Source organism: Desulfobacula phenolica, assembly GCF_900105645.1.
In the GTDB taxonomy this organism is placed as follows: Bacteria; Desulfobacterota; Desulfobacteria; order Desulfobacterales; family Desulfobacteraceae; genus Desulfobacula; species Desulfobacula toluolica.
Genome location: NZ_FNLL01000006.1, coordinates 223,898 through 243,003 on the forward strand (window position 1 = coordinate 223,898; position 19,106 = coordinate 243,003).

Annotated in this window: 20 protein-coding genes; 15 read left to right on the plus strand and 5 right to left on the minus strand. The window is 40.9% G+C overall.

The genetic code is table 11. From position 1 onward, the window contains the following. Positions 1-4 precede the first annotated feature (4 nt). Both BLT94_RS11885 and BLT94_RS11890 read right to left on the minus strand, forming a co-directional pair. Positions 5-1,675 carry an ATP-binding cassette domain-containing protein gene (locus BLT94_RS11885; protein WP_092234310.1) on the minus strand — a complete coding sequence of 557 codons (1,671 nt, stop codon included), beginning with the start codon at positions 1,673-1,675 and terminating at the stop codon, positions 5-7. A 61-nt stretch (positions 1,676-1,736) separates the two neighbouring features. Next, on the minus strand, positions 1,737-3,068 hold the full coding sequence (locus tag BLT94_RS11890; RefSeq protein ID WP_092234313.1) for a TolC family protein: 1,332 nt from the start codon (positions 3,066-3,068) through the stop codon (positions 1,737-1,739). 180 nt (positions 3,069-3,248) lie between these two features. Here BLT94_RS11890 and BLT94_RS11895 point away from each other — a divergent pair, with 180 nt between their 5' ends. The 7 genes from BLT94_RS11895 to BLT94_RS11925 all read left to right on the plus strand — a co-directional run bounded on the left by BLT94_RS11895 (position 3,249) and on the right by BLT94_RS11925 (position 11,441). Further along, entirely contained in the window at positions 3,249-5,480 is a 2,232-nt protein-coding gene (locus BLT94_RS11895) for a CHASE2 domain-containing protein (RefSeq protein WP_092234316.1), read from the plus strand. A gap of 145 nt (positions 5,481-5,625) precedes the next feature. Beyond that, positions 5,626-6,576, plus strand: a complete 951-nt coding sequence (locus BLT94_RS11900; protein WP_092234319.1) for an ABC transporter substrate-binding protein — start codon at positions 5,626-5,628, stop codon at positions 6,574-6,576. Then, positions 6,573-7,340, plus strand: coding sequence for an ABC transporter ATP-binding protein (locus tag BLT94_RS11905; protein ID WP_092234322.1), 768 nt, complete (start codon positions 6,573-6,575; stop codon positions 7,338-7,340). Before BLT94_RS11900 ends, BLT94_RS11905 begins: the two co-directional genes overlap by 4 nt. After that, on the plus strand, positions 7,337-8,515 hold the full coding sequence (locus BLT94_RS11910; RefSeq protein ID WP_092234325.1) for an ABC transporter substrate-binding protein: 1,179 nt from the start codon (positions 7,337-7,339) through the stop codon (positions 8,513-8,515). The genes BLT94_RS11905 and BLT94_RS11910 overlap by 4 nt, the downstream gene beginning before the upstream one ends. Further along, positions 8,502-9,332, plus strand: a complete 831-nt coding sequence (locus tag BLT94_RS11915) for an ABC transporter permease (RefSeq protein WP_245743094.1) — start codon at positions 8,502-8,504, stop codon at positions 9,330-9,332. The genes BLT94_RS11910 and BLT94_RS11915 overlap by 14 nt, the downstream gene beginning before the upstream one ends. Before the next feature lie 63 nt (positions 9,333-9,395). Next, positions 9,396-10,769: an ABC transporter substrate-binding protein gene (locus BLT94_RS11920; protein ID WP_092234330.1), complete on the plus strand. Its 1,374-nt coding sequence runs from the start codon at positions 9,396-9,398 to the stop codon at positions 10,767-10,769. 18 nt (positions 10,770-10,787) lie between these two features. Next, positions 10,788-11,441 carry a hypothetical protein gene (locus BLT94_RS11925; RefSeq protein WP_092234332.1) on the plus strand — a complete coding sequence of 218 codons (654 nt, stop codon included), beginning with the start codon at positions 10,788-10,790 and terminating at the stop codon, positions 11,439-11,441. A 12-nt stretch (positions 11,442-11,453) separates the two neighbouring features. Here BLT94_RS11925 and nth read toward each other — a convergent pair whose 3' ends face one another. Then, positions 11,454-12,086 carry an endonuclease III gene (gene nth / locus BLT94_RS11930; protein WP_092234334.1) on the minus strand — a complete coding sequence of 211 codons (633 nt, stop codon included), beginning with the start codon at positions 12,084-12,086 and terminating at the stop codon, positions 11,454-11,456. Between the two features lie 13 nt (positions 12,087-12,099). Between nth and BLT94_RS11935 the strand changes: the two genes are divergently transcribed. Next, on the plus strand, positions 12,100-13,101 hold the full coding sequence (locus BLT94_RS11935) for a DUF814 domain-containing protein (RefSeq protein WP_092234337.1): 1,002 nt from the start codon (positions 12,100-12,102) through the stop codon (positions 13,099-13,101). A 111-nt stretch (positions 13,102-13,212) separates the two neighbouring features. Here the strand turns inward: BLT94_RS11935 and BLT94_RS11940 are convergent, their stop codons facing one another. After that, positions 13,213-13,698 (minus strand): response regulator, encoded by a 486-nt coding sequence (locus BLT94_RS11940; RefSeq protein ID WP_092234340.1) that lies wholly within the window; start codon positions 13,696-13,698, stop codon positions 13,213-13,215. A 149-nt stretch (positions 13,699-13,847) separates the two neighbouring features. After that, the gene (gene rlmN / locus BLT94_RS11945) at positions 13,848-14,888 is read right to left on the minus strand and encodes a 23S rRNA (adenine(2503)-C(2))-methyltransferase RlmN (RefSeq protein WP_092234343.1); all 1,041 of its coding nucleotides are present in this window, start codon (positions 14,886-14,888) and stop codon (positions 13,848-13,850) included. A 97-nt stretch (positions 14,889-14,985) separates the two neighbouring features. Here rlmN and ffh point away from each other — a divergent pair, with 97 nt between their 5' ends. Genes ffh through rplS form a run of 7 tightly spaced genes read left to right on the plus strand, consistent with a single transcriptional unit; the run spans position 14,986 to position 19,087 of the window. After that, positions 14,986-16,311 (plus strand): signal recognition particle protein, encoded by a 1,326-nt coding sequence (gene ffh / locus BLT94_RS11950; RefSeq protein WP_014958695.1) that lies wholly within the window; start codon positions 14,986-14,988, stop codon positions 16,309-16,311. Between the two features lie 16 nt (positions 16,312-16,327). Continuing rightward, the gene (gene rpsP / locus BLT94_RS11955; RefSeq protein ID WP_014958696.1) at positions 16,328-16,582 is read left to right on the plus strand and encodes a 30S ribosomal protein S16; all 255 of its coding nucleotides are present in this window, start codon (positions 16,328-16,330) and stop codon (positions 16,580-16,582) included. A gap of 59 nt (positions 16,583-16,641) precedes the next feature. Further along, positions 16,642-16,872: a KH domain-containing protein gene (locus tag BLT94_RS11960; RefSeq protein ID WP_014958697.1), complete on the plus strand. Its 231-nt coding sequence runs from the start codon at positions 16,642-16,644 to the stop codon at positions 16,870-16,872. Between the two features lie 3 nt (positions 16,873-16,875). Continuing rightward, positions 16,876-17,388 (plus strand): ribosome maturation factor RimM, encoded by a 513-nt coding sequence (rimM, locus tag BLT94_RS11965; protein WP_092234346.1) that lies wholly within the window; start codon positions 16,876-16,878, stop codon positions 17,386-17,388. Further along, on the plus strand, positions 17,388-18,140 hold the full coding sequence (gene trmD / locus BLT94_RS11970) for a tRNA (guanosine(37)-N1)-methyltransferase TrmD (RefSeq protein ID WP_139169021.1): 753 nt from the start codon (positions 17,388-17,390) through the stop codon (positions 18,138-18,140). Before rimM ends, trmD begins: the two co-directional genes overlap by 1 nt. Positions 18,141-18,147: 7 nt before the next feature. Beyond that, entirely contained in the window at positions 18,148-18,690 is a 543-nt protein-coding gene (locus tag BLT94_RS11975) for an RNA methyltransferase (protein ID WP_092234615.1), read from the plus strand. Between the two features lie 46 nt (positions 18,691-18,736). Next, a complete protein-coding gene (gene rplS / locus BLT94_RS11980; protein ID WP_092234353.1) occupies positions 18,737-19,087 on the plus strand; it encodes a 50S ribosomal protein L19 in 351 nt (116 codons plus the stop codon). Positions 19,088-19,106: the final 19 nt, after the last annotated feature.

Below are 19,106 nucleotides of genomic sequence, written 5' to 3' on the forward strand. Positions count from 1 at the left end.
AATATTATTCTCTTTTTAACCCGGGCATGACCTGGTTCGTCAACTCGGGTTTGGGTTTAATATTCAAATTAAGAACTGATGAGGCCCCTTTTAATATTTTGGGATCATTTGAAAAAACAATAATAGTTTTATTTGCTTTCATAAGATTATTCATGGTGGTGTAAACCGCCCGAACCCCTTCTTCATCCATGGCATCAGTGGGTTCGTCCATTATCACAAGCCGGCCGTTGGTGACAAGGCCTCGAGCCATGGACAATCGGCGTCTGATACCCAATGGCAAATTCTTCCCATTGTCTGTAATAAGCGTGTCCAGTCCATTTAAAGTCAGATCAAGAAACTGTTTTAAATCTGCTGTTCTGAGAATATTATTGAATACCGCCTCATCCAGATCCGGATTCAACAAAAGAAGGTTCTCTCTTATGGTTCCATTTATGAATGACGGTTCCTGGGGCATATAAATCATTTGCCGTCTCCACCAGGGTGCGGCAAGCTGTTGAAGATTGACTTTGTCAGCCAATATGCTTCCCCTTCTTGGCTCCAGTAGACCCACAAGCAATTTTGCCAAGGTCGTTTTTCCAGAACCGTTCCGGCCATAAACAGCCAAAGCTTTCCCGGGTTCCAAGGTGAATGTCAAGGATTCAAACACCGGATGAGGAGTGTTGGGATAGGCAAATCCAACATCCTGGAATTCAATTTGGCCCTTATACTCTCTCAGGGCTGAACCTGTGCCGGATTCCAATGGTAATTTTTTAAGCAAAGCAATCTCTTTGAATGCTTCTTTGCCTTTGCTCAGCAAATAGCTGACATGAACAAGCCGGGTAATGTTCTGATAGGCCCTTCCTGCAAGGATATTTGCACCAATCAATGCCCCCACAGTCAAGTCGCCCTGAACCACAATGGTTGCACCAACCGCATAAAGACAAACACTTGTCAAAGAACTGCCCGACAACGTGAGAGTCTGGGACAACTCTTTTGCATCCGTTATGTTTCCCCTTAGCGTATTAATTTTTAAAAGCTGGCCCTGCCAGAGATTTTGAAGAAATCCAATAGCACCGAAAACACGGACAGTGTCAAAAGCATTAACAGCGGAATAATTCAAGTTTCGATGCTTTAAACTTTCCTGCAAAAGCTGTTCCGAATCTTGTTGAGATTTTCTTATGCTCAACCATCCTGTAAACAATCCGATGACAATGCCCAGTAATGAAAATCCTGCCAGTACCGGACTCAACAGATAGGTTGCCATGACAAAAAACAGGGAAAAAGGGGCGTCAATAAGGGTGTTCAAAATTTGAGCCTCATAGCAGTTCTGAACAGTCTGAACGCTGTTAATCGCTTCTTGAATTCTTGGTTTTGAAAATCGTTCAAAAGATTCTGCCTTTGCTTGACTTACAATGGTAAGCACTTCTAAAGATAATGTGTCATTGGGTTCCTGGTTGACTGCCCTGGCCATCTTTGTTCGAAGTATCCTGAATCCAAGCTGCAATAAAATTGCGATCAGCATCCCTGTAGTCAAAGTGATAAGCGTACCATGAAAACCATAACTGATATACCGGTTTAAGATTTGTATGACATAAAGCGGCATGGCAAGCGATAGAACAGTGATAAAAAAAGTGGCTGCAATAATTTCTATTGCCAATACAGGTTTTCGGAGAAACCGGCGAATAAATTCTTTCATAACAAAATCAATATAAATCTATATTTATGCAGTATTGATGAATCATGGCTGGCGGACACCATTACTCAAACAATTGCAAATTGATGCTTCCCATTGAAAACAAAAGATTGTAGGCTGCAATCTTTGTATCTTGACGGGCTGTGATTGATGTTGCAATAGCATTGATATAATTAATTTCACCGTTTAAAACATCCAAAAGGGATCTTGTTCCCATTTTACGCTCTTTTTTAGCCAGCATTAAAAAATTTTCCACTATATCTGCCTGCTGGTCTAAAAGTTCACTTCTTTGTTTTAAGATCGACAACTGATCCCAGCTGTTGCTGACTTGCTCCTTGATAAGCCTCTGAATATATTCGGTATGGTATGAGGAAGATTTTTTGTTTGCCAAAGCTGAATTTAATGCTGCCTTGTCTCCGCCGCCGTTAAAAAAATTATATCTTAACTCTACACCGGCAGACACTTCATTGCTATATCCTTTGACACCTGCATCATTGTCTTTTCTAAGCGCTTCGGCAAAAAAATTTAATCCCGGATAAAACGCTTTTTTGGCAATATCTATATCTTTTTTGGCAATTTGGGTATTATATTGAGTAATCAACAGTTCCGGATTTTGTTTTTGGGCTTTGGCAACAGCATCATCTAAGCGAACCGGCAAGTTATTGTGAGGAAAATCAATATCTTTGAATTGAGAAATTTCCCGGTTGTTTGGAAGGCGAGAAAAAACAGCACGGAAACGATTTTTTGCAATGCTGAGTTCACCTTCTGCTTCAACCCTCATTGCCATGGCACCGACAAGTTGTGATTTTGCCTGCAGCACATCAGAAGAAAGACCAGCCCCTTTTTCCAACAAAATTTTTTCAATCCCGGTTAACTCCTTAATTCTGGCTTCTGACAGGCGGGCGGATTTGAGCCGTTCTCTTGCCCGGACAACATTTATATAAGCCTTGATTCCTTCCAGTATTATTTGCTGACGGCTTGATTCCAGCCGGGCTTTGGCCTGATCAAGAAAAACGGCTGACCTTGCAACAACATCCTTTGTTTTTCCAAAATCCGTTATCAACTGGCCAGCTCTTAATGTAATATTGTAACGGTTCTCATTTGTATCATTGGTGAATTCTTTGTCTATTTTTTCTATGCCGCCATCAGCCACAAGATTCATGGTTGGATAATACAGTGCTTTGCTCTGAAAATAAAGAGCCCGGGCTTGTTTAACCTGGCTTTTAAAACTTTTTATTTCCTCGTGATTTTCCTCAAGCTGCATTAAAAGAGCATGAAGGGTAAGTCCTGATTCCGGATTTTTAATATTTTGAGATTCATCACTGCCATAACTGTTTATTGACAAACCAGCTGTAAAAAAAAGAATCACCAAACAATTTAAAATCAATTTATGCATTTTGTCTCCTCGGTATCATAGTGCCGCCATAATATTTTTTCATTGAAATACCACTGTGTGCAGATTACTATAAATCCCAGCATGTTAAATTTGTCAAGAAATATATTGTTTTAACAAAGAAGCATATAAGCAATCTTAAAAGGCAATATTTTTTAAAAAATAAGGATAAAAAAAAGACTAATGACACAAATTTTTCAAAAAATATCAAGAGTGTTTAAAAAACAAAACTGGACCATCGTGGCTGTAGGATTTGCCATCACCATGCTGACTGCCGGAATATATATCTTTAAACCAGCATATCTAAGCCTTCTGGAATATAAACTGTATGATGTTTTTATTCAAAAAATATCTTCAGGAAAAAAAACAAATACCGCTGTGATTGTTGATATTGATGACTACAGTCTTGAAAGATTCGGACAATGGCCCTGGCCCCGCTATCGTGTGGCCCTTTTGCTGCAAAAAATCAGTATGGCGGGCGCTCTTGCCGTGGGAATGGATATTCTTTTTGCAGAACCTGACGGAACATCACCTGTTGTGTTGCAAAAAGCTCTTAAAAAAGAGCTGCATGTCGATATAGGGTTTTCAGGCATACCGGAAGGACTTCTGGATAATGACCGGCTTTTGGCAACCATACTGCACAAAGGACCATATGTCCTGGGATATTCTTTTGATTTTGAAAAAAATGATAAAATCAATGTGACCATGATACCCCCTGATTTGAATGCAGTTGAAATAAAGGAACCCGGAGCAAAACCGGCTCACAATTATCTTTTCAAAGCTTCAAAATTGGTCCCGCCCCTGCCGGTTTTTTTACAAGGCGGCACTCCTGCCGGCTTTATGAACACCTTGACGGATAAGGATGGTGTTCTCAGGAGAACTCCTTTGTTCATTTCCTGGCAAAACAAACTATATCCGCAACTGTCCCTGGCGACATTATTAAAGGCGTTTAACAAAAAAATACCTGATCCGGCCATCAAGGTAACCTGCGGAGGCATTGAATCAATAAAAATCGGTAACACGGTTATACCCTTGCAATCCAACGGTGCCATGCTGTTAAATTACCGGGGACCCGGCAAAACCTTCCCTTATATTTCTGCCGGTAAAATTCTGGAAGATCAGGTGAATCAAAAAGAATTGCAAGGAAAAATTATCTTTTTGGGAACCTCGTCAGCAGGGCTGAAGGATATCAGGGTTTCTCCTCTTGATCAGGTATTCCCGGGCGTTGAAGTTCATGCCACTATTGTGGACAATATTTTGAGCAGTGATTTTATACACAGGCCGGACTGGACTCCGGGCCTGGAGCTTTTCTGCATTCTTGCATGGGGATTTATCACAACCGTGTTGATCGGATGGACCAATGCTGCCTTGACCTTGCCCGTCACACTCGTACTTGGTTTTGGCGCGTGGTATGGCGGCCTGTGGACACTTGACCGGTTGAATATCTGGGTGTCCCCTTTTTTCCCCATCGTGGTGCTGGTTGTGAATTTTTCTATTCTAACCACCCAAAAATACTGGTTTTCCGAAAGGAAAAAAAAGTTTTTCCGCAGTGCCTTCAGCAAATATGTATCCAAGACAGTCGTTGACCAGCTGGCTGAAAATCCTGAAAAATTAAGCCTTGAAGGAGAAGAAAAAAATATCAGCATCCTGTTTTCGGATATTCGCGGATTTACAACACTTTCCGAGCGTCTTTCTCCTTCACAAGTCACCTTATTGCTGCATGATTATTTTACCCCGGTAACGAGAATTATTATCAACAATCATGGAACCCACGACAAATTTATCGGAGATGCCGTTATGTGTTTCTGGAATGCCCCAGTGGATGTGGATGATCATGAATGGTTTGCCATAAAAGCAGCAATAGAAATGCTGGACGCACTGGACAGGTTAAACAAAGATTTTAAAAAAAAATTCGGCATTTGTCTGGCCATCGGAATCGGGTTGCATTCAGGCCGATGCAGGGTGGGCAATATGGGATCAGCCGATATTTTTGATTATACCATTATCGGTGATAATGTTAATCTTGCTTCCCGACTGGAAAGCCTGACAAAATTTTACGGTGTTCAATTGCTTGTCAGCGAGACTATCCTCAAAAATTGTTCTCATGAGATGCTAACCCAGGAATTAGATCTGGTAAGAGTTAAGGGAAAAACCGAACCGGTTAGAATCTTTACGGTTTATGCAGGACTTAAGGAAAACATGGCTCAGCGCCGCAAAGAAATTGAAGAATACACAAAGAGTCTGAATCTTTACAGAAAAAAGTCATTTATTAAAGCAGAACAATATTTCAGTGAACTTACAGCAACCTATCCTGAACAAAAATTATATACGATATACCGGGAAAGATGTGAGTTTTTCATAAAAAACCCACCCGATATCAACTGGGATGGTGTATTTACTCATACCAGCAAATAAACGATGGGTTAAGATCAACCCAACCTTTTAAGCTGAATTTCTTTGCCTTGCCAAGCTTTGGAGGCTGTGCTAAGAGTAATCATTTTATGAAACAATAAATTTAAAAGCTGTATTAATACTGCCAGATCCACTAAAAGAGATATTAATGAAGGACACTCCCTGTATTCGTATCGGGCATCTGAAAATTGTTGATCACCTTATTCTCGGTATTGCCGCTCTTCAACTGAAAAAAAGCAAAAGAAACCTTACTCACTCAACCCTTGAAACCATTGCCATGAATTCCTGGAATCAAGTCTGTGACGATTTGACCTGTGGGAATATCGATGGTGCATTTATCCCGTCTCCCATGGCAATCCAGCTTTTTGCATCAGGCCTTGCTATCAAAGTTTTAATGTTTACCCACCGGTCCGGCAGCATTATTGTGAAAAACCGTGCCTCCCACATAAAACATCTTTCTGATTTCAAGGGCAAAACAGTGCTTATTCCTTCAAAATTTTCCATTCAACACATGCTTTTTCACCGGCTTTTATCATCTGTTGGACTTAAGCTTGGTGCCCATGACGACAATGATACAGACGTTGCAAGTGAAGTTGTCAACCCGTTTTTGATGAGCGAAATGTTAAAAAATGATCAGGATAAGGACATTGCAGGCTTTGCCGTTGCAGAGCCATATGGAAGCAAAGCGGTTTATGAAAAAACTGCCGCAAAAATCTGCTTGTCGGAAAAATTGTGGAAAAACCATCCCTGCTGTGTATTTGTCCTGAAAACCTCTTTTATAGAGAACCATCCCGAAGCTGTTCAAGAAGTCATCTCCTTATTTACCCAAACCGGGCAACACATTGAAGACACAAAAAACGATGACATTCTTTTTATGGCACATAATTTTTTTGGACAAAACAAAGGAATCACCCGGCAGATGCTTTTAAAAGCAGGCATACACTTTGATCCGTCCTTATTAATTGCGGATATTGATGCACTATATATGATTCAAAACTATATGACAGACGCGATGGGGGTTTTCAAAAACAAAATTGATGTAAATACCCTTGTGGACAATTCTTTTATATTAACCGCCCTGTCGGAAAAAAATCATTGAAAATAAAAATCGACAAAGTAACAAAGCGTTACAATACATCCGCAATATACAATCATATCGTACTAAAGGATATCTCTTTTTCCATTGATGATGGTGATTTTGTCATTATACTGGGAGAATCCGGTTGCGGCAAAACAACTCTTTTAAACCTGCTGGCAGGCCTTGAACTGCCGACATCCGGAAAAATCCATGTTGACGGGCACCAAATCAGAGGTATCCACCCGTCCAGGTCAATGCTTTTTCAGCAGCCCACCCTGATTCCCTGGCTGAATGTGAAAGAAAATGTTGCGTATGGATGCAAATTGCGGGGTGATACAAAAGAACTTGATTACAGGGTCAATCAATTTCTTGAACTAATGGGAATTGCAGGGTTTAGCGATGCCGTTCCCAACCAGCTGTCCCTTGGTATGGCCCAGAGAGCCTGCCTTGCAAGAGCCCTTGTCGGACATCCGGAGATATTGTTATTAGACGAACCCTTTGCCTCCTTGGACACCTTTACCCAGGCCCATATCCAGGAAGAACTGGTAAACTTATGGCTTTCCGAACAATTCACCGCAGTATTTGTCACCCATGATATTGATGAAGCCATCCGGCTGGGAAACAAAATCATTCTCCTGGCAGGTGAACCTGCTAATATTATAGATATTTTTAAAATTAATACTGCATACCCAAGGGATAGAAACGCTTCTGAGTTTAAAAAAATACGGACAAAAATCCTTGAGCGGTTTAAAACTTCATACATAGCCAAAAGAAGCCTTTTATGATGAACTGTAAAATTCAATCCAATTCAAGACGCCAGTTTCTTAAAACCGCTGCTGTGAGCTGCTCAAGCCTGTTTATTCCGGGCAGTATCAAAGCCTTTGCAAAAAAAGCCCCTCTTCGATTGGGGTATCTTCCCATAACCGATGCCACCCCGCTGCTTGTGGCCCACGGACTTGGCTACTTTTCAGAAGAAGGAGTTGACGTTGAAAGGCCCGTAATGGTGAGATCATGGAAAATACTGGCTGAGTCATTCCTGGCAAACAAATTTGACTTAACCCATATGCTCTTTCCGATTCCGGTATGGATGAGGTTTAAACAAAAGATCCCGGTAAAAGTTCTTGCCTGGGCTCACACCAATGGCAGTGCGCTTACAGTAAGAGGCGACAGCAGCATTTACAGTTTCAAAGATCTTGGAGGCAAGCAGGTTGCCGTTCCTTCCTGGTATTCCATGCACAACCTGATTATTCAGATGGGTATCCGGTCCCAGGGATTAAAGCCGGTGATAAAACCACCGCCGGCCAGACTGGAAAAGTATGAAGTCAATCTGCTTATTCTCCAGCCCCCGGATATGCCCACAGCCCTTTTAGGCAAAAAAATTGACGGGTATATTGTTGCAGACCCTTTTAATGCACTGGCCCAGGTAAAATTTAATGCCAGAATCATGAGATTTACCGGTGATATCTGGAAAAACCATCCTTGTTGTGTCATTATTGCCAATGAAAATTTCATACATAAAAATACCGTAACAATACAAAAGGCCATGAATGCAATTGTCCGGGCCCAAGCTTGGTGTATCCGCAATCCAGGTGAAACAGCCCGACTGCTAAGCCGTGACGGTGAAGGATACCTTCCTTTTCCTCAAAAAATTTTAACAAAAGTGTTTGAAAATCCTGAAAAAAATCAGTTGTCAAACCAGGATTGGAATGTTGAAAGAATCGGATTTCAGCCATTTCCTTTTCCCTCAGCCACCCGACTTATCATTGACCAGATGAAACACACAATTGTGGAAGGAAATACGTTTTTTCTTAAAAATTTAAACACAATCAGAGCGGCAGACGATCTTGTTGAAAATCAATTTGTCATAAAAGCTCTGGATAAAACAGGGGGCATAAACCGATTCTGGAATGGTGATCCGGCCACTGCTTATACAAGGGAAGAAATCATTGAAATCAATTAACAGATTCATATATAAAGACCCCAAACAAGTTGGGCTGAATGCTGTTTTTGGCAATCGTGATTTTGGCTGGAAATTTGAGCTGATCGGGCTTTTGTTGTTTGCCTGCCTGTGGATTGCAGGCGCAAGTCTTATTTTCACACAACCGGAATTTTCACAATTCAAAGGATTTTTGCCGGGCCCGACCTTTAAAGCCCTGTTTGAGGCAACCCAGGAAAGCAGATTCTGGATCTGTGTATTTGCAAGTTTAAAAAGAATTGTCATCGGAATATTAATTGCCGCTGTCATGGGTGTTCCTCTGGGTATTTTAGTCGGTTTTTACCCAAAATTTCGAAGTCTTTCATACTCCCCTATTCAATTTGTAAGAATGATAAGCCCGCTGTCCTGGATGCCCATAGCACTGCTTTTATTTGCAAGTTTTGAGTCTGCTGTTTATTTTTTGATTGTAATGGCGACAATTTGCCCTATAATACTGAACACAACCATCGGGGTTTTAAATATCAATCCCCAATGGATTAAAATGGCATTGAATCAAGGGGCAAGTAATTTTCAGCTGATAAAAACCATTGTTATCCCGGCATCCCTGCCATACATGCTGACCAGCCTGAGGCTGGCCCTGGGGGTTGCATGGATTGTACTTGTTCCGGCTGAATTCCTTGGAATTTCCAGCGGTCTGGGTTATTTAATCAATGATGCCAGAGATACGATGGAGTATGACAAACTGATGGCAATGATTATTGCAATCGGCATTCTCGGGTTTGCGTTAGACAGAATTATCCAGAAAATCCAGCATACCTTCAGTTGGTCATGGAATGAATAATTTTAAAATAATAATACTATTAGTTTACATGTTTTTTATATAAAAATGTTAAGGAGTGTTTCTATGGCTGTAGATCCAAACATTAAAATTGTTGTGGCAGATGATTCTGGAACCATGAGAATGATGTTCAAGCAGATTTTGAAAAAAGCCGGGTTTGATAACCTTGTTATGGCGGTAAATGGTGCGGACGGTCTTGAAAAAGTAAAGACTGAGAAACCAGACCTTGTCATAAGTGACTGGAATATGCCTCAAGTGGATGGCCTTGAATTTCTACAGGCACTCAGAAAGATGAATGAATTCAAAACCCTGCCGTTTATCATGGCCACAGCCCAGTCAGATAAAGGACAGCAAATTGCCATTATGGAAGCAGGCGGCAGCGGTCATGTTCCCAAGCCTTTTGATGAAGATCAAATCAGCCGTGCCATAGAAAAAGCATTCTCAGATGAAAAGAAAGATGAAAAACCGAAAACAAAGCAGCGGCAGGTTATTGGCGGAAGAGTTGAGTTGAATGTTGCCCATATCCAGATCACGGATCATCTGGCGCTGGGCGCACTGAAGCACAGGATTGAGCAAGGAGATGTTGAACCTGAACATTTTGATTTGACCACAAGCCTTAAAGCTGGATGGAACCCCATACAAGAAGGCCTTGAAACAGGTGAATTAGACTGCGCATTTGTATTAGCCCCAATTGCCATGGATCTGTTTGCCTATGATTCTCCCATCAAACTGGTTTTATTTGCCCATAGAAACGGCTCAACCTTTATTCGATCCAGACATTATGATAACAGGTTTGATTCTCTTCAAAGCTTTTACAAATACAAGGTCGTAGACATTCCACACAAAATGTCGGTCCACCACATGCTGGCTCACCAGTTTTTAAAAGAACTTGGGCTTAAACCAGGCGTTCCCGGAAAAAATGCCATCAATGTCCGGTTCGAGGTTGTTCCACCCATTCAAATGCCGGGTATCATGAAAGAAAATGAAGATGTTGCAGGATTCATGGTAGCCGAACCAGTTGCGACAAAAGCCATTGCAGGCAGTATAGGCAACCTTGAATTCTACTCTGCCAGCCGATGGGATAACCATCCTTGCTGTGTTGTAGCCATGCAGGAAGATTTCATCCAGAAGCACCCGGAAGCTGCACAGGAATTTGTCTCCCTTCTCATAGAAACCGGTGAATACATTGAAAATGATAAAATCCGTGCTGCAGGCATTGCCGTTGATTTTCTGGACCCGGAAGGAAAAATAGGACTTAATCCGGAAGTGTTGAAAAACGTATTTTCCCAGCCCCAAGCCATTAGATGGGATGGGCTATATCCGGATGCCGAGGGTATTGATAAAATTCAAAAATATATGCATGATGTCATGGAAATTGGCAAAATCATTGATCTTGATAAATTTATTGAAACCAGGTTTGCAGATAAAGTATATGGATAATCTTAAAGGGAGGCTTCCATGAAAATTACTGATCCGGATGTTATAAGAAACGGTGAAAATGATCTTATCAAAGCAGTAACAGATGACCTTGACTTAAATGCGGTCAAGGAAATTATAAAACAAAGGCTTGCAGCAGCAGACCTCTCCTCCAGAGGAGGGCAAATCGTTGTTCATAATAATGAAATCGCCTTTAGACTGGATTTTGACCTTCAATTAAGCGGCAGCCTTATGTTTGACCGGCAAGGCAATTATATACCTGAATCTTATGAAACATGTGAGCATGAAAATATTGAACATAAAAATCTTATCCCAGAAAATCTTGATACGATCGATATCAATGATAGCCTGAATGAAGAATCCAACAAAAAATCAGATGATGAATTGGATGATGAACCGCTTGAAGATTTTAATATTGATATCCCGGATGACGACCTTGAAAAAAATTTTTTTACCAAAGATGAGAGGTCTGATACAAGCAAAGATTCAAAAAATATTCGGGAGAATGAAGACAGTACAGTTGCAATCAGCACGCCTGATCAATTCAATAATGATTCTGAACCTGAGCCTGGAATGGAAAATGAGGAATTTATCCCGGATGATCTGATTGATGATGACATTAATGATATCCTCAAGGAGAGCCAGGATTTTTGGGAACTGAAAAAAGAAGAATAGACAGGGGTGTTATCACTTTGCTTTTGTCAGACAGATCTTAAACAATGGGCAATCCTGACAAAGAGGTTTTTTTGCATCACAGATTTCCCTGCCAAAGTAGATCAATTGTAATGACAAATCACTCCATGACACCTTGGGAATGATCTGCATTAATTCATGCTCAACTTTAACCGGATCTGTCTTATCTGTCAGGCCAAGCCGCCTTGAAATTCTCAGCACATGGGTATCCACAACAATGGCCTGATGACCGAAAGCTGCCGACAACACCACGTTGGCAGTTTTTCTGCCCACTCCCGGCAGGTTGACAAGTTTGCTGATATCCTCCGGCACCATGCCCTCATGCCTTTCCAAAATTGCCTTGGCGCAGGCTTTAATATTTTTAGCTTTATTGTTATAAAAGCCTGTGGAATAAATAATTTGTTTAATATTATCCAAAGAGGCATGACTCAGTGCTTCAGGATCAGGATATTTCTCAAATAATTTTTTGGATACTTTATTCACCTGCCTATCCGTACACTGGGCAGACATAATAGTGGCAACAAGCAATTGAAAAGCAGTTTCATGTTCAAGCTGGGTCTTGACAACAGGGTATCTGCCTCTTAATATTTCAAGAATTTTTGTTATTTTGAACGCACTTAATGCCATAGGGGAGTTATATATGAAGTTTAACAAAACCGCAAGACAGGTTAAGGGGTTGGGCCTTTGTTCCGGGGGGCTGGACAGCATCCTGTCCGCACTGCTGCTTCAACGCCAGGGAATTGACGTAACCTGGATTTGCTTTGAAACCCCTTTTTTTTCATCAGAATCAGCACAAAAAGCATCCAGGCACACCGGCATCCCCCTGATAACAATGGATATCACGGATGAGTATATGGAAATGATGAAAAACCCCAAAGCCGGATTTGGGAAAAACATGAATCCCTGCATGGACTGTCACGCATTAATGTTTTCCAAGGCAGGTGAGGTTCTCAAAAATCAAGGCTTTGATTTTCTGTTCAGCGGAGAAGTGTTAGGTCAAAGGCCCAAATCCCAGAATAAAAATTCATTGAGATATGTGGAAAAAAACTCCGGTTTTGACGGGCAGATTTTAAGACCTTTATCGGCAAAATTGTTATCAAAAACCCTTGCTGAACAAAAAGGGCTGGTTGACCGGGAACAGCTCATGGATATCTCGGGCAGGTCAAGGAAAATTCAAATGCAGATGGCCCAGGATTTTGGTGTTAAAGAATACCCGGCTCCTGCTGGCGGGTGTCTTTTAACCGACAAGATCTTTTCAAACCGGCTCAAAGATCTGATGAATACTCAAAAAATTTTCAATACCCGGGAACTTCATTTCTTAAAATACGGCAGACACTTCAGGCTTGATTCAAAAACCAAAATAATTGCAGGACGGTCTAAAAATGATAACACACATCTGCTCAATTATTTTGATAAAGACAAAGACATTTTATTAAAACATGTCAAACTGCCCGGACCGGATGTAATTTTAACAGGTAATGCCACCCCGGAAAACATTCAAACAGCTGCTGGAATATGTGCAGGCTATACCAAATCAAAACCAGGCGAAACAGCAAAAATAAGGATTATAAAAAAAGAAACAGAAGATTTTATCACCGTTATTACGGTTCCGGCATCAAACTTTAAAAACCTGATGATATAAAAAAATCCCCTTTAAGGCTTTTCAAAAACAGACACCTTAAAGGGGATTTTTCGTTTTTTGTTGTAGCAGCACAATCTGCCATGGCCTTGATTTAAACCATTGGCAGTTGATTTAATAATAAATCATCTTTTCCCAGAATTCTTTTTCATCTTTATTCCAGTCAGGCCCGAATTTTTCTTCACAAAAAGATGCAAGCCTTGTATACCAGCTCGCCCAAGGATTTTTTCCTTCCTGTTTAGCTTTCAGCACATCAAGAAGAAATGTTTCAATATTGATCATTTCTTCTTTTGGTATATACGAGCAGGCACCACCAAGATAAGATTTTTTTATATTCTCAGGACTGAGTGCATGAGCTGTAAGCATAACAGTTATAACATTTTTATTGTTTGCGGTTTCCAGCAACTGATATCCATCAACACCCATGATATCAAGAACCGCTATATCAAACTCCTGGGTTTCAAGAAAATGATTTGCTTGTTCAAAGCTTTGCGCCCTGACTGTTGTACACATATCGAGCAATTCTTCCAAAGAATCAAGAATATCCGGTTCATCATCAACAATCAAAACTTTTTTGTTTTCCAGACTGATATTTGACATGTTTTTTTCCGATCAATTAGGGGTTACATAAGGGATTACAGACAATTAATGCGGGACAAATGATCCTATACTCGGATTTTTCCAAATGCCAATCCATCCACATCTTTCCTTATTATAAATCATATCCATAAAGATTCAATACTCTATTTTCAAGTAATCAACTTTGCTTTTAGCTGGCCACAAGCCGCCAGGATATCATCACCTTTACTTTTTCTTGTTATGGCCGTCAAATTCCGGTCAAGCAAAATCTGCAAAAAATCACTGACCTCTATTTTAGAAGGACGGCTAAAATCACTTTTGTCGTGTTCATTAAATGGAATCAGGTTCACCTTTGCCTTTATCGGAGTCAAAAGTTTCACCAGCCTCAAAGCATCACCTTTTGAATCATTCACACCTTTCATTAAAATATATTCAAAAGTGATCTTGTTTCTGGGTTTCATGGCAAAGGTACGGCAGGCTTCCAGCAACTGGCTTAAGGAATATTTTTTATTGATGGGCATCAAGGAGGATCTCATCTTGTCAGTGGTTGCATTCAAAGAAACCGCCAGATTCACATCCGTATCAAGACCCAGTTGTGTGATTTTTGGAACCAGGCCACAAGTAGAGACCGTTACCCGCCTGGTTGCAAATTTAAGCCCGTAATCACCATCTGTAATAATTTTTAATGCCTTAAGCAGATTTTTGTAATTGGCAAGAGGCTCTCCCATGCCCATAAATACAATATTTGAAAGCTTCAAGGGATCAATACCCTTTTGAATCAGGTAATATCTTGCATCCCTCACCTGGGATATAATCTCACAAACACTAAGGTTCCTTACCAACCCGCCTTTGGCAGTCAAACAAAACTGACAATTCTGAGCGCATCCCACCTGTGATGACACGCATAAGGTGAAGTGATCCTTGGCAGGTATCAGGACCGATTCAACATGCTGTCCATCGACAAGTTGATGCAAAAACTTTTCAGTGCCGTCAGCAGAAACAAGGTGTTTTTCAAGGATCAGACGTTCAATCAAAAAATGATCTGCAAGTGTCTTGCGCAATGCCTTTGAAAGATCGGTCATCTGCTCGAATTCATCTGCCTGGCGAATGTAGATCCACTTAAATATCTGCCCGGCCCTGAACGGGCGAATGCCCTTATTATCAAGCCACACACCAAGATCATCTCTTGTAAAATTCAGTATATTTTCCATATATTCTTATTCAGTTAAAATTTATTATTTTCTTGACATACCACGAATTCTATACTAGAATCAATGATTTGATTTGAAATCCTAAAGGTTGTTTTTTATGTTTGAAAATTTGAGTGACAGGCTTGATTCGGTCTTTAAAAAGTTAAAAGGTCACGGCACCCTGAATGAGAAGAATATTGATGACGGTCTCAAACAGGTTCGAATGGCGTTGCTTGAGGCTGACGTAAATTATAAGGTTGCAAAATCTGTTATTTCAGATATAAAAGAACGGGCTTTGGGTCAAGAAGTGATGCAAAGCCTTACACCTGGTCAGCAGGTCATAAAAATTGTAAATGATGAGTTTACCAGAATGATGGGGTCTGAGCATCAGGGGTTGAATTTTGATGGATCATCCCTGGGTTCTATTATGCTCATTGGATTGCAGGGTTCGGGTAAGACAACAACAGCAGGTAAATTGGCTCTCTATCTTAGAAAAGAAGGCAGAAAGCCGTTTTTAGTGCCGGTTGATGTTTACAGACCTGCGGCAATTGATCAATTGAAAAAAATCGGACAGCAACTGGATGTTCCGGTATTTGAATCCACAACTGAGATGAAGCCTTTGAAAATTTGCCAGGATGCACTATTGGCAGCCAGAGAACAAGGTTGTGACACGCTGTTGCTGGACACGGCGGGAAGACTGCATCTTGATGAAGAATTGATGGCTGAACTTAAAGGCATCAAACAAGGCATTAACCCGTCGGAAATTCTTCTGGTGGCTGATGCCATGACCGGTCAGGATGCGGTGAATATTGCCGGATCTTTTGACAAAGCACTGGATCTGGACGGCGTTGTGCTGACCAAAATGGATGGTGATGCTCGCGGTGGTGCTGCACTTTCCATAAAAGCAGTTACAGGAAAGCCGTTAAAATTCATTGGTGTGGGTGAAAAATCAACGGCCCTGGAAGCATTTCACCCTGACAGGATGGCCTCCAGAATTCTGGGCATGGGAGACACGCTTTCATTTATTGAAAAAGCACAGGATGCGGTTGATCAAAAAGAAGCCAAGGCGCTTGAAAAAAAATTAAGGAAAAATGCCTTTACCCTGGAAGATTTCCGGAACCAGATGAAATCCATTAAAAAAATGGGTTCCATTAAAGACCTTATAGGGATGCTGCCGGGTATAAACAAAAAGCAGCTCAAAGGCTTGAATATAGGCGACAAGGAATTTGTCAGAATCGAAGCGATTATCAATTCGATGACACCTGAAGAAAGACGGGTACACACCATTATCAAAGGGTCAAGAAAAAAAAGAATTGCCAATGGAAGCGGAACCACGGTTCAGGATGTCAACAAGCTTCTGAAAAGTTATTCCCAATCCATGAAAATGATAAAGAAATTTAATAAAGGCGGCATGCGTTCATTAAAAAACATGCTGCCGTTTTAAGGAGAAAGAAAAAAATATGGCCGTAAGAATCAGATTGACAAGAAAAGGCACAAAGAAAAAACCTTTTTACAGAATCGTAGCTGCTGACATTGAAAGCCCGAGAGACGGCAGATTTTTGGAACTCTTAGGCACTTATAATCCAATGACCGAACCTGCGGCTGTCACGCTCAAAGAGGACAGAATAAAGTACTGGTTAAATGAAGGCGCCAAAGCTTCAACCACGGTCCAGAGCATATTAAAGAAACAAGGCGTCAGTCAAGCATCGGCTTAAACATCTGTTTAACAGTTTTCCCCTCGGTATTCTCAATAACCTACAAAGGAGATATACTTATGAAAGAGCTGGTAGAATACATTGCAAAGGCACTGGTAGATAATCCTGATCAGGTTCATGTATCAGAAGTTGTTGGAGATCAAACTTCCGTTCTGGAACTTAAGGTGGCAAAAGAAGACCTGGGAAAAGTTATTGGGAAACAGGGAAGATCGGCAAGAGCCATGAGAACGATTTTAAGTGCGGCATCCACCAAACTTAAAAAACGGACGGTTCTTGAAATTATTGAGTAAAATATGAACACAGCCGATTCATTTACCATAGGTCAGGTAACCGGTGTTCATGGACTCGCTGGTAATTTAAAGGTCTGGTCTTTTGCAGAATCAATTGATACCTTTTGCCCCGGCAGAAGCGTTCTTTTAAAATCAGAAGATGAGGAAGACGGCAGGCAATACAAGATTGTTAAGGCAACTGCGCATAAAAAAGGGATCATACTCTTTCTTGAGGGAGTTGACACCCGTGAACTTGCCGAAGATCTTATAGGAAAAAAAATTCTGATTGACAGGGACCAGTTGCCGGAACCTGAAGAAGATACATGGTATTGGCAGGATCTTTTGGGGCTGAATGTGTTTGATCATGAAAAAGGATTTATCGGAAAAATAACCGATATTTTTCCAACAGGGGCAAATGATGTGCTGGTTGTAACAGACAACAAAAAAGAGACCCTTGTACCCATGCACAGACAATTTATCGAATCCGTCGATATTGAAAATGGAACAATAATGGTCACATTACCCGAGGATTATTGATGGACTTTACTGTACTCACCCTGTTCCCGGAACTGATCAACTCATTTTTTGAGCATGGCATGATATCACGGGGTATTGAAAAAAAACTGATTACCGGTAGCAGCATCAATATCAGAAATTTTTCAACAGACCGTCATAACACAGTGGATGACAGACCCTATGGCGGTGGCAGTGGTATGGTAATGAAACCCGAACCCTTACAGGCTGCTGTTTTATATGCAAAAAAAAAAATGCCTGAATCCAAGGTTGTATTAATGACCCCTCAGGGAAACAGGTTCAACCAGGCAAAAGCCTGGGAATTTGCTTGTCCAAATAAAGGGCTTATTTTTATCTGTGGCAGGTATGAAGGAATTGATGAACGGATATACGCAAGCGTGGTTGACGAAGAGATCTCCATAGGAGATTATGTCATGACCGGCGGTGAGCTGGCATCCATGGTCATCATTGATTCGATTGCAAGACTGATTCCGGGCGTTCTGGGAAGCTGTGAATCCCCCAAATCAGATTCATTTTCCGACGACCGTCTTGAGTATGCACAGTACACAAGACCGGAAGACTTTGAAGGATTACCCGTTCCGGAAGTATTATTGTCCGGGAACCATGAAAAGATCAGGCAATGGAGAAAACGATCTTCGCTTCAGCGGACGTTTCTTAAACGACCGGATCTTTTCAAAAAAACCGTGTTGAATACAGAAGAAAAAAAAATATTACTGCAATGGTGTCAGGAGTTAAAAACCTTTGTTAAAGAATAACCTTTATGTGGCTTTGATCCATTTTCCCGTAATGAATAAAAATGATCAGCCCATTGGATCAGCCCTGACAACCATCGACTTGCATGATATTGCAAGAGCATCCATTACCTTTGGTGTAAAAGGGTTTTATGTGATAACCCCTTATGAAGATCAGGCAACCCTTGCCAAACAGGTGATTGAACACTGGACAAAAGGGGTTGGAGGTAAGCTCAATCCGTTCAGAAAAAAGGCTCTTGAACTTATCCGGGTAGCTGCAACATTTGAGGATGCGGTCAACTCGATAAAAGAGGAAAAAAACGAACCGGTTGTAACCATTGCAACAAGCGCAAAAAAAACCGTCGGTTCAATAACAACCGAGACGTTACGGCTAAAGCTTGAAAATGAAGCATCCCATGTTCTGGTTTTTGGAACGGCATGGGGACTGGCAGATGAATTGATTGATACATGTGATTTTATTTTAGACCCGATTTACGGGGATGCTGACTACAATCACCTTTCTGTCAGATCTGCCGCATCAATATATTTAGACAGGATCATAAACGGCAGGTAGAATCGTATCCATATTTGCCAAAAGGGAAGAATCTTAGGAGAAACAAATGACTAACATAATCGAAAAATTAGAAAAAGAACAACTACGTCTTGATATCCCTGAATTTGACTCAGGCGATACGGTAAAAGTACATGTAAAAATCAGAGAGGGTGAAAAGGAACGTATCCAGATATTTCAGGGTGTAGTAATCAAAAAAACCAAAGGATATGCAAGCGCCCGTTTTACCGTAAGAAAAATTGCAGGTGGTATTGGTGTTGAAAGAATATTTCCGCTTTATTCCCCTGTCCTTGATAAAATTGAGGTGGTAACAAGAGGACGTGTCAGAAGATCAAAACTTTATTACCTTAGAAATCTTAGAGGCAAAGCGGCCAGGATCAAAGAAAAACGGTTTGTTTAACCCCCTTTTAAGGTATCTT

Bases quoted from the DNA above. Each gene is read 5' to 3' on its own strand.
- BLT94_RS11885 (WP_092234310.1), bottom strand. From the start codon at position 1,675: ATGAAAGAATTTATTCGCCGGTTTCTCCGAAAACCTGTATTGGCAATA.
- BLT94_RS11890 (WP_092234313.1), bottom strand. From the start codon at position 3,068: ATGCATAAATTGATTTTAAATTGTTTGGTGATTCTTTTTTTTACAGCT.
- BLT94_RS11895 (WP_092234316.1), top strand. From the start codon at position 3,249: ATGACACAAATTTTTCAAAAAATATCAAGAGTGTTTAAAAAACAAAAC.
- BLT94_RS11900 (WP_092234319.1), top strand. From the start codon at position 5,626: ATGAAGGACACTCCCTGTATTCGTATCGGGCATCTGAAAATTGTTGAT.
- BLT94_RS11910 (WP_092234325.1), top strand. From the start codon at position 7,337: ATGATGAACTGTAAAATTCAATCCAATTCAAGACGCCAGTTTCTTAAA.
- BLT94_RS11920 (WP_092234330.1), top strand. From the start codon at position 9,396: ATGGCTGTAGATCCAAACATTAAAATTGTTGTGGCAGATGATTCTGGA.
- BLT94_RS11925 (WP_092234332.1), top strand. From the start codon at position 10,788: ATGAAAATTACTGATCCGGATGTTATAAGAAACGGTGAAAATGATCTT.
- nth (WP_092234334.1), bottom strand. From the start codon at position 12,086: ATGGCATTAAGTGCGTTCAAAATAACAAAAATTCTTGAAATATTAAGA.
- BLT94_RS11935 (WP_092234337.1), top strand. From the start codon at position 12,100: ATGAAGTTTAACAAAACCGCAAGACAGGTTAAGGGGTTGGGCCTTTGT.
- BLT94_RS11940 (WP_092234340.1), bottom strand. From the start codon at position 13,698: ATGTCAAATATCAGTCTGGAAAACAAAAAAGTTTTGATTGTTGATGAT.
- rlmN (WP_092234343.1), bottom strand. From the start codon at position 14,888: ATGGAAAATATACTGAATTTTACAAGAGATGATCTTGGTGTGTGGCTT.
- ffh (WP_014958695.1), top strand. From the start codon at position 14,986: ATGTTTGAAAATTTGAGTGACAGGCTTGATTCGGTCTTTAAAAAGTTA.
- rpsP (WP_014958696.1), top strand. From the start codon at position 16,328: ATGGCCGTAAGAATCAGATTGACAAGAAAAGGCACAAAGAAAAAACCT.
- BLT94_RS11960 (WP_014958697.1), top strand. From the start codon at position 16,642: ATGAAAGAGCTGGTAGAATACATTGCAAAGGCACTGGTAGATAATCCT.
- rimM (WP_092234346.1), top strand. From the start codon at position 16,876: ATGAACACAGCCGATTCATTTACCATAGGTCAGGTAACCGGTGTTCAT.
- trmD (WP_139169021.1), top strand. From the start codon at position 17,388: ATGGACTTTACTGTACTCACCCTGTTCCCGGAACTGATCAACTCATTT.
- rplS (WP_092234353.1), top strand. From the start codon at position 18,737: ATGACTAACATAATCGAAAAATTAGAAAAAGAACAACTACGTCTTGAT.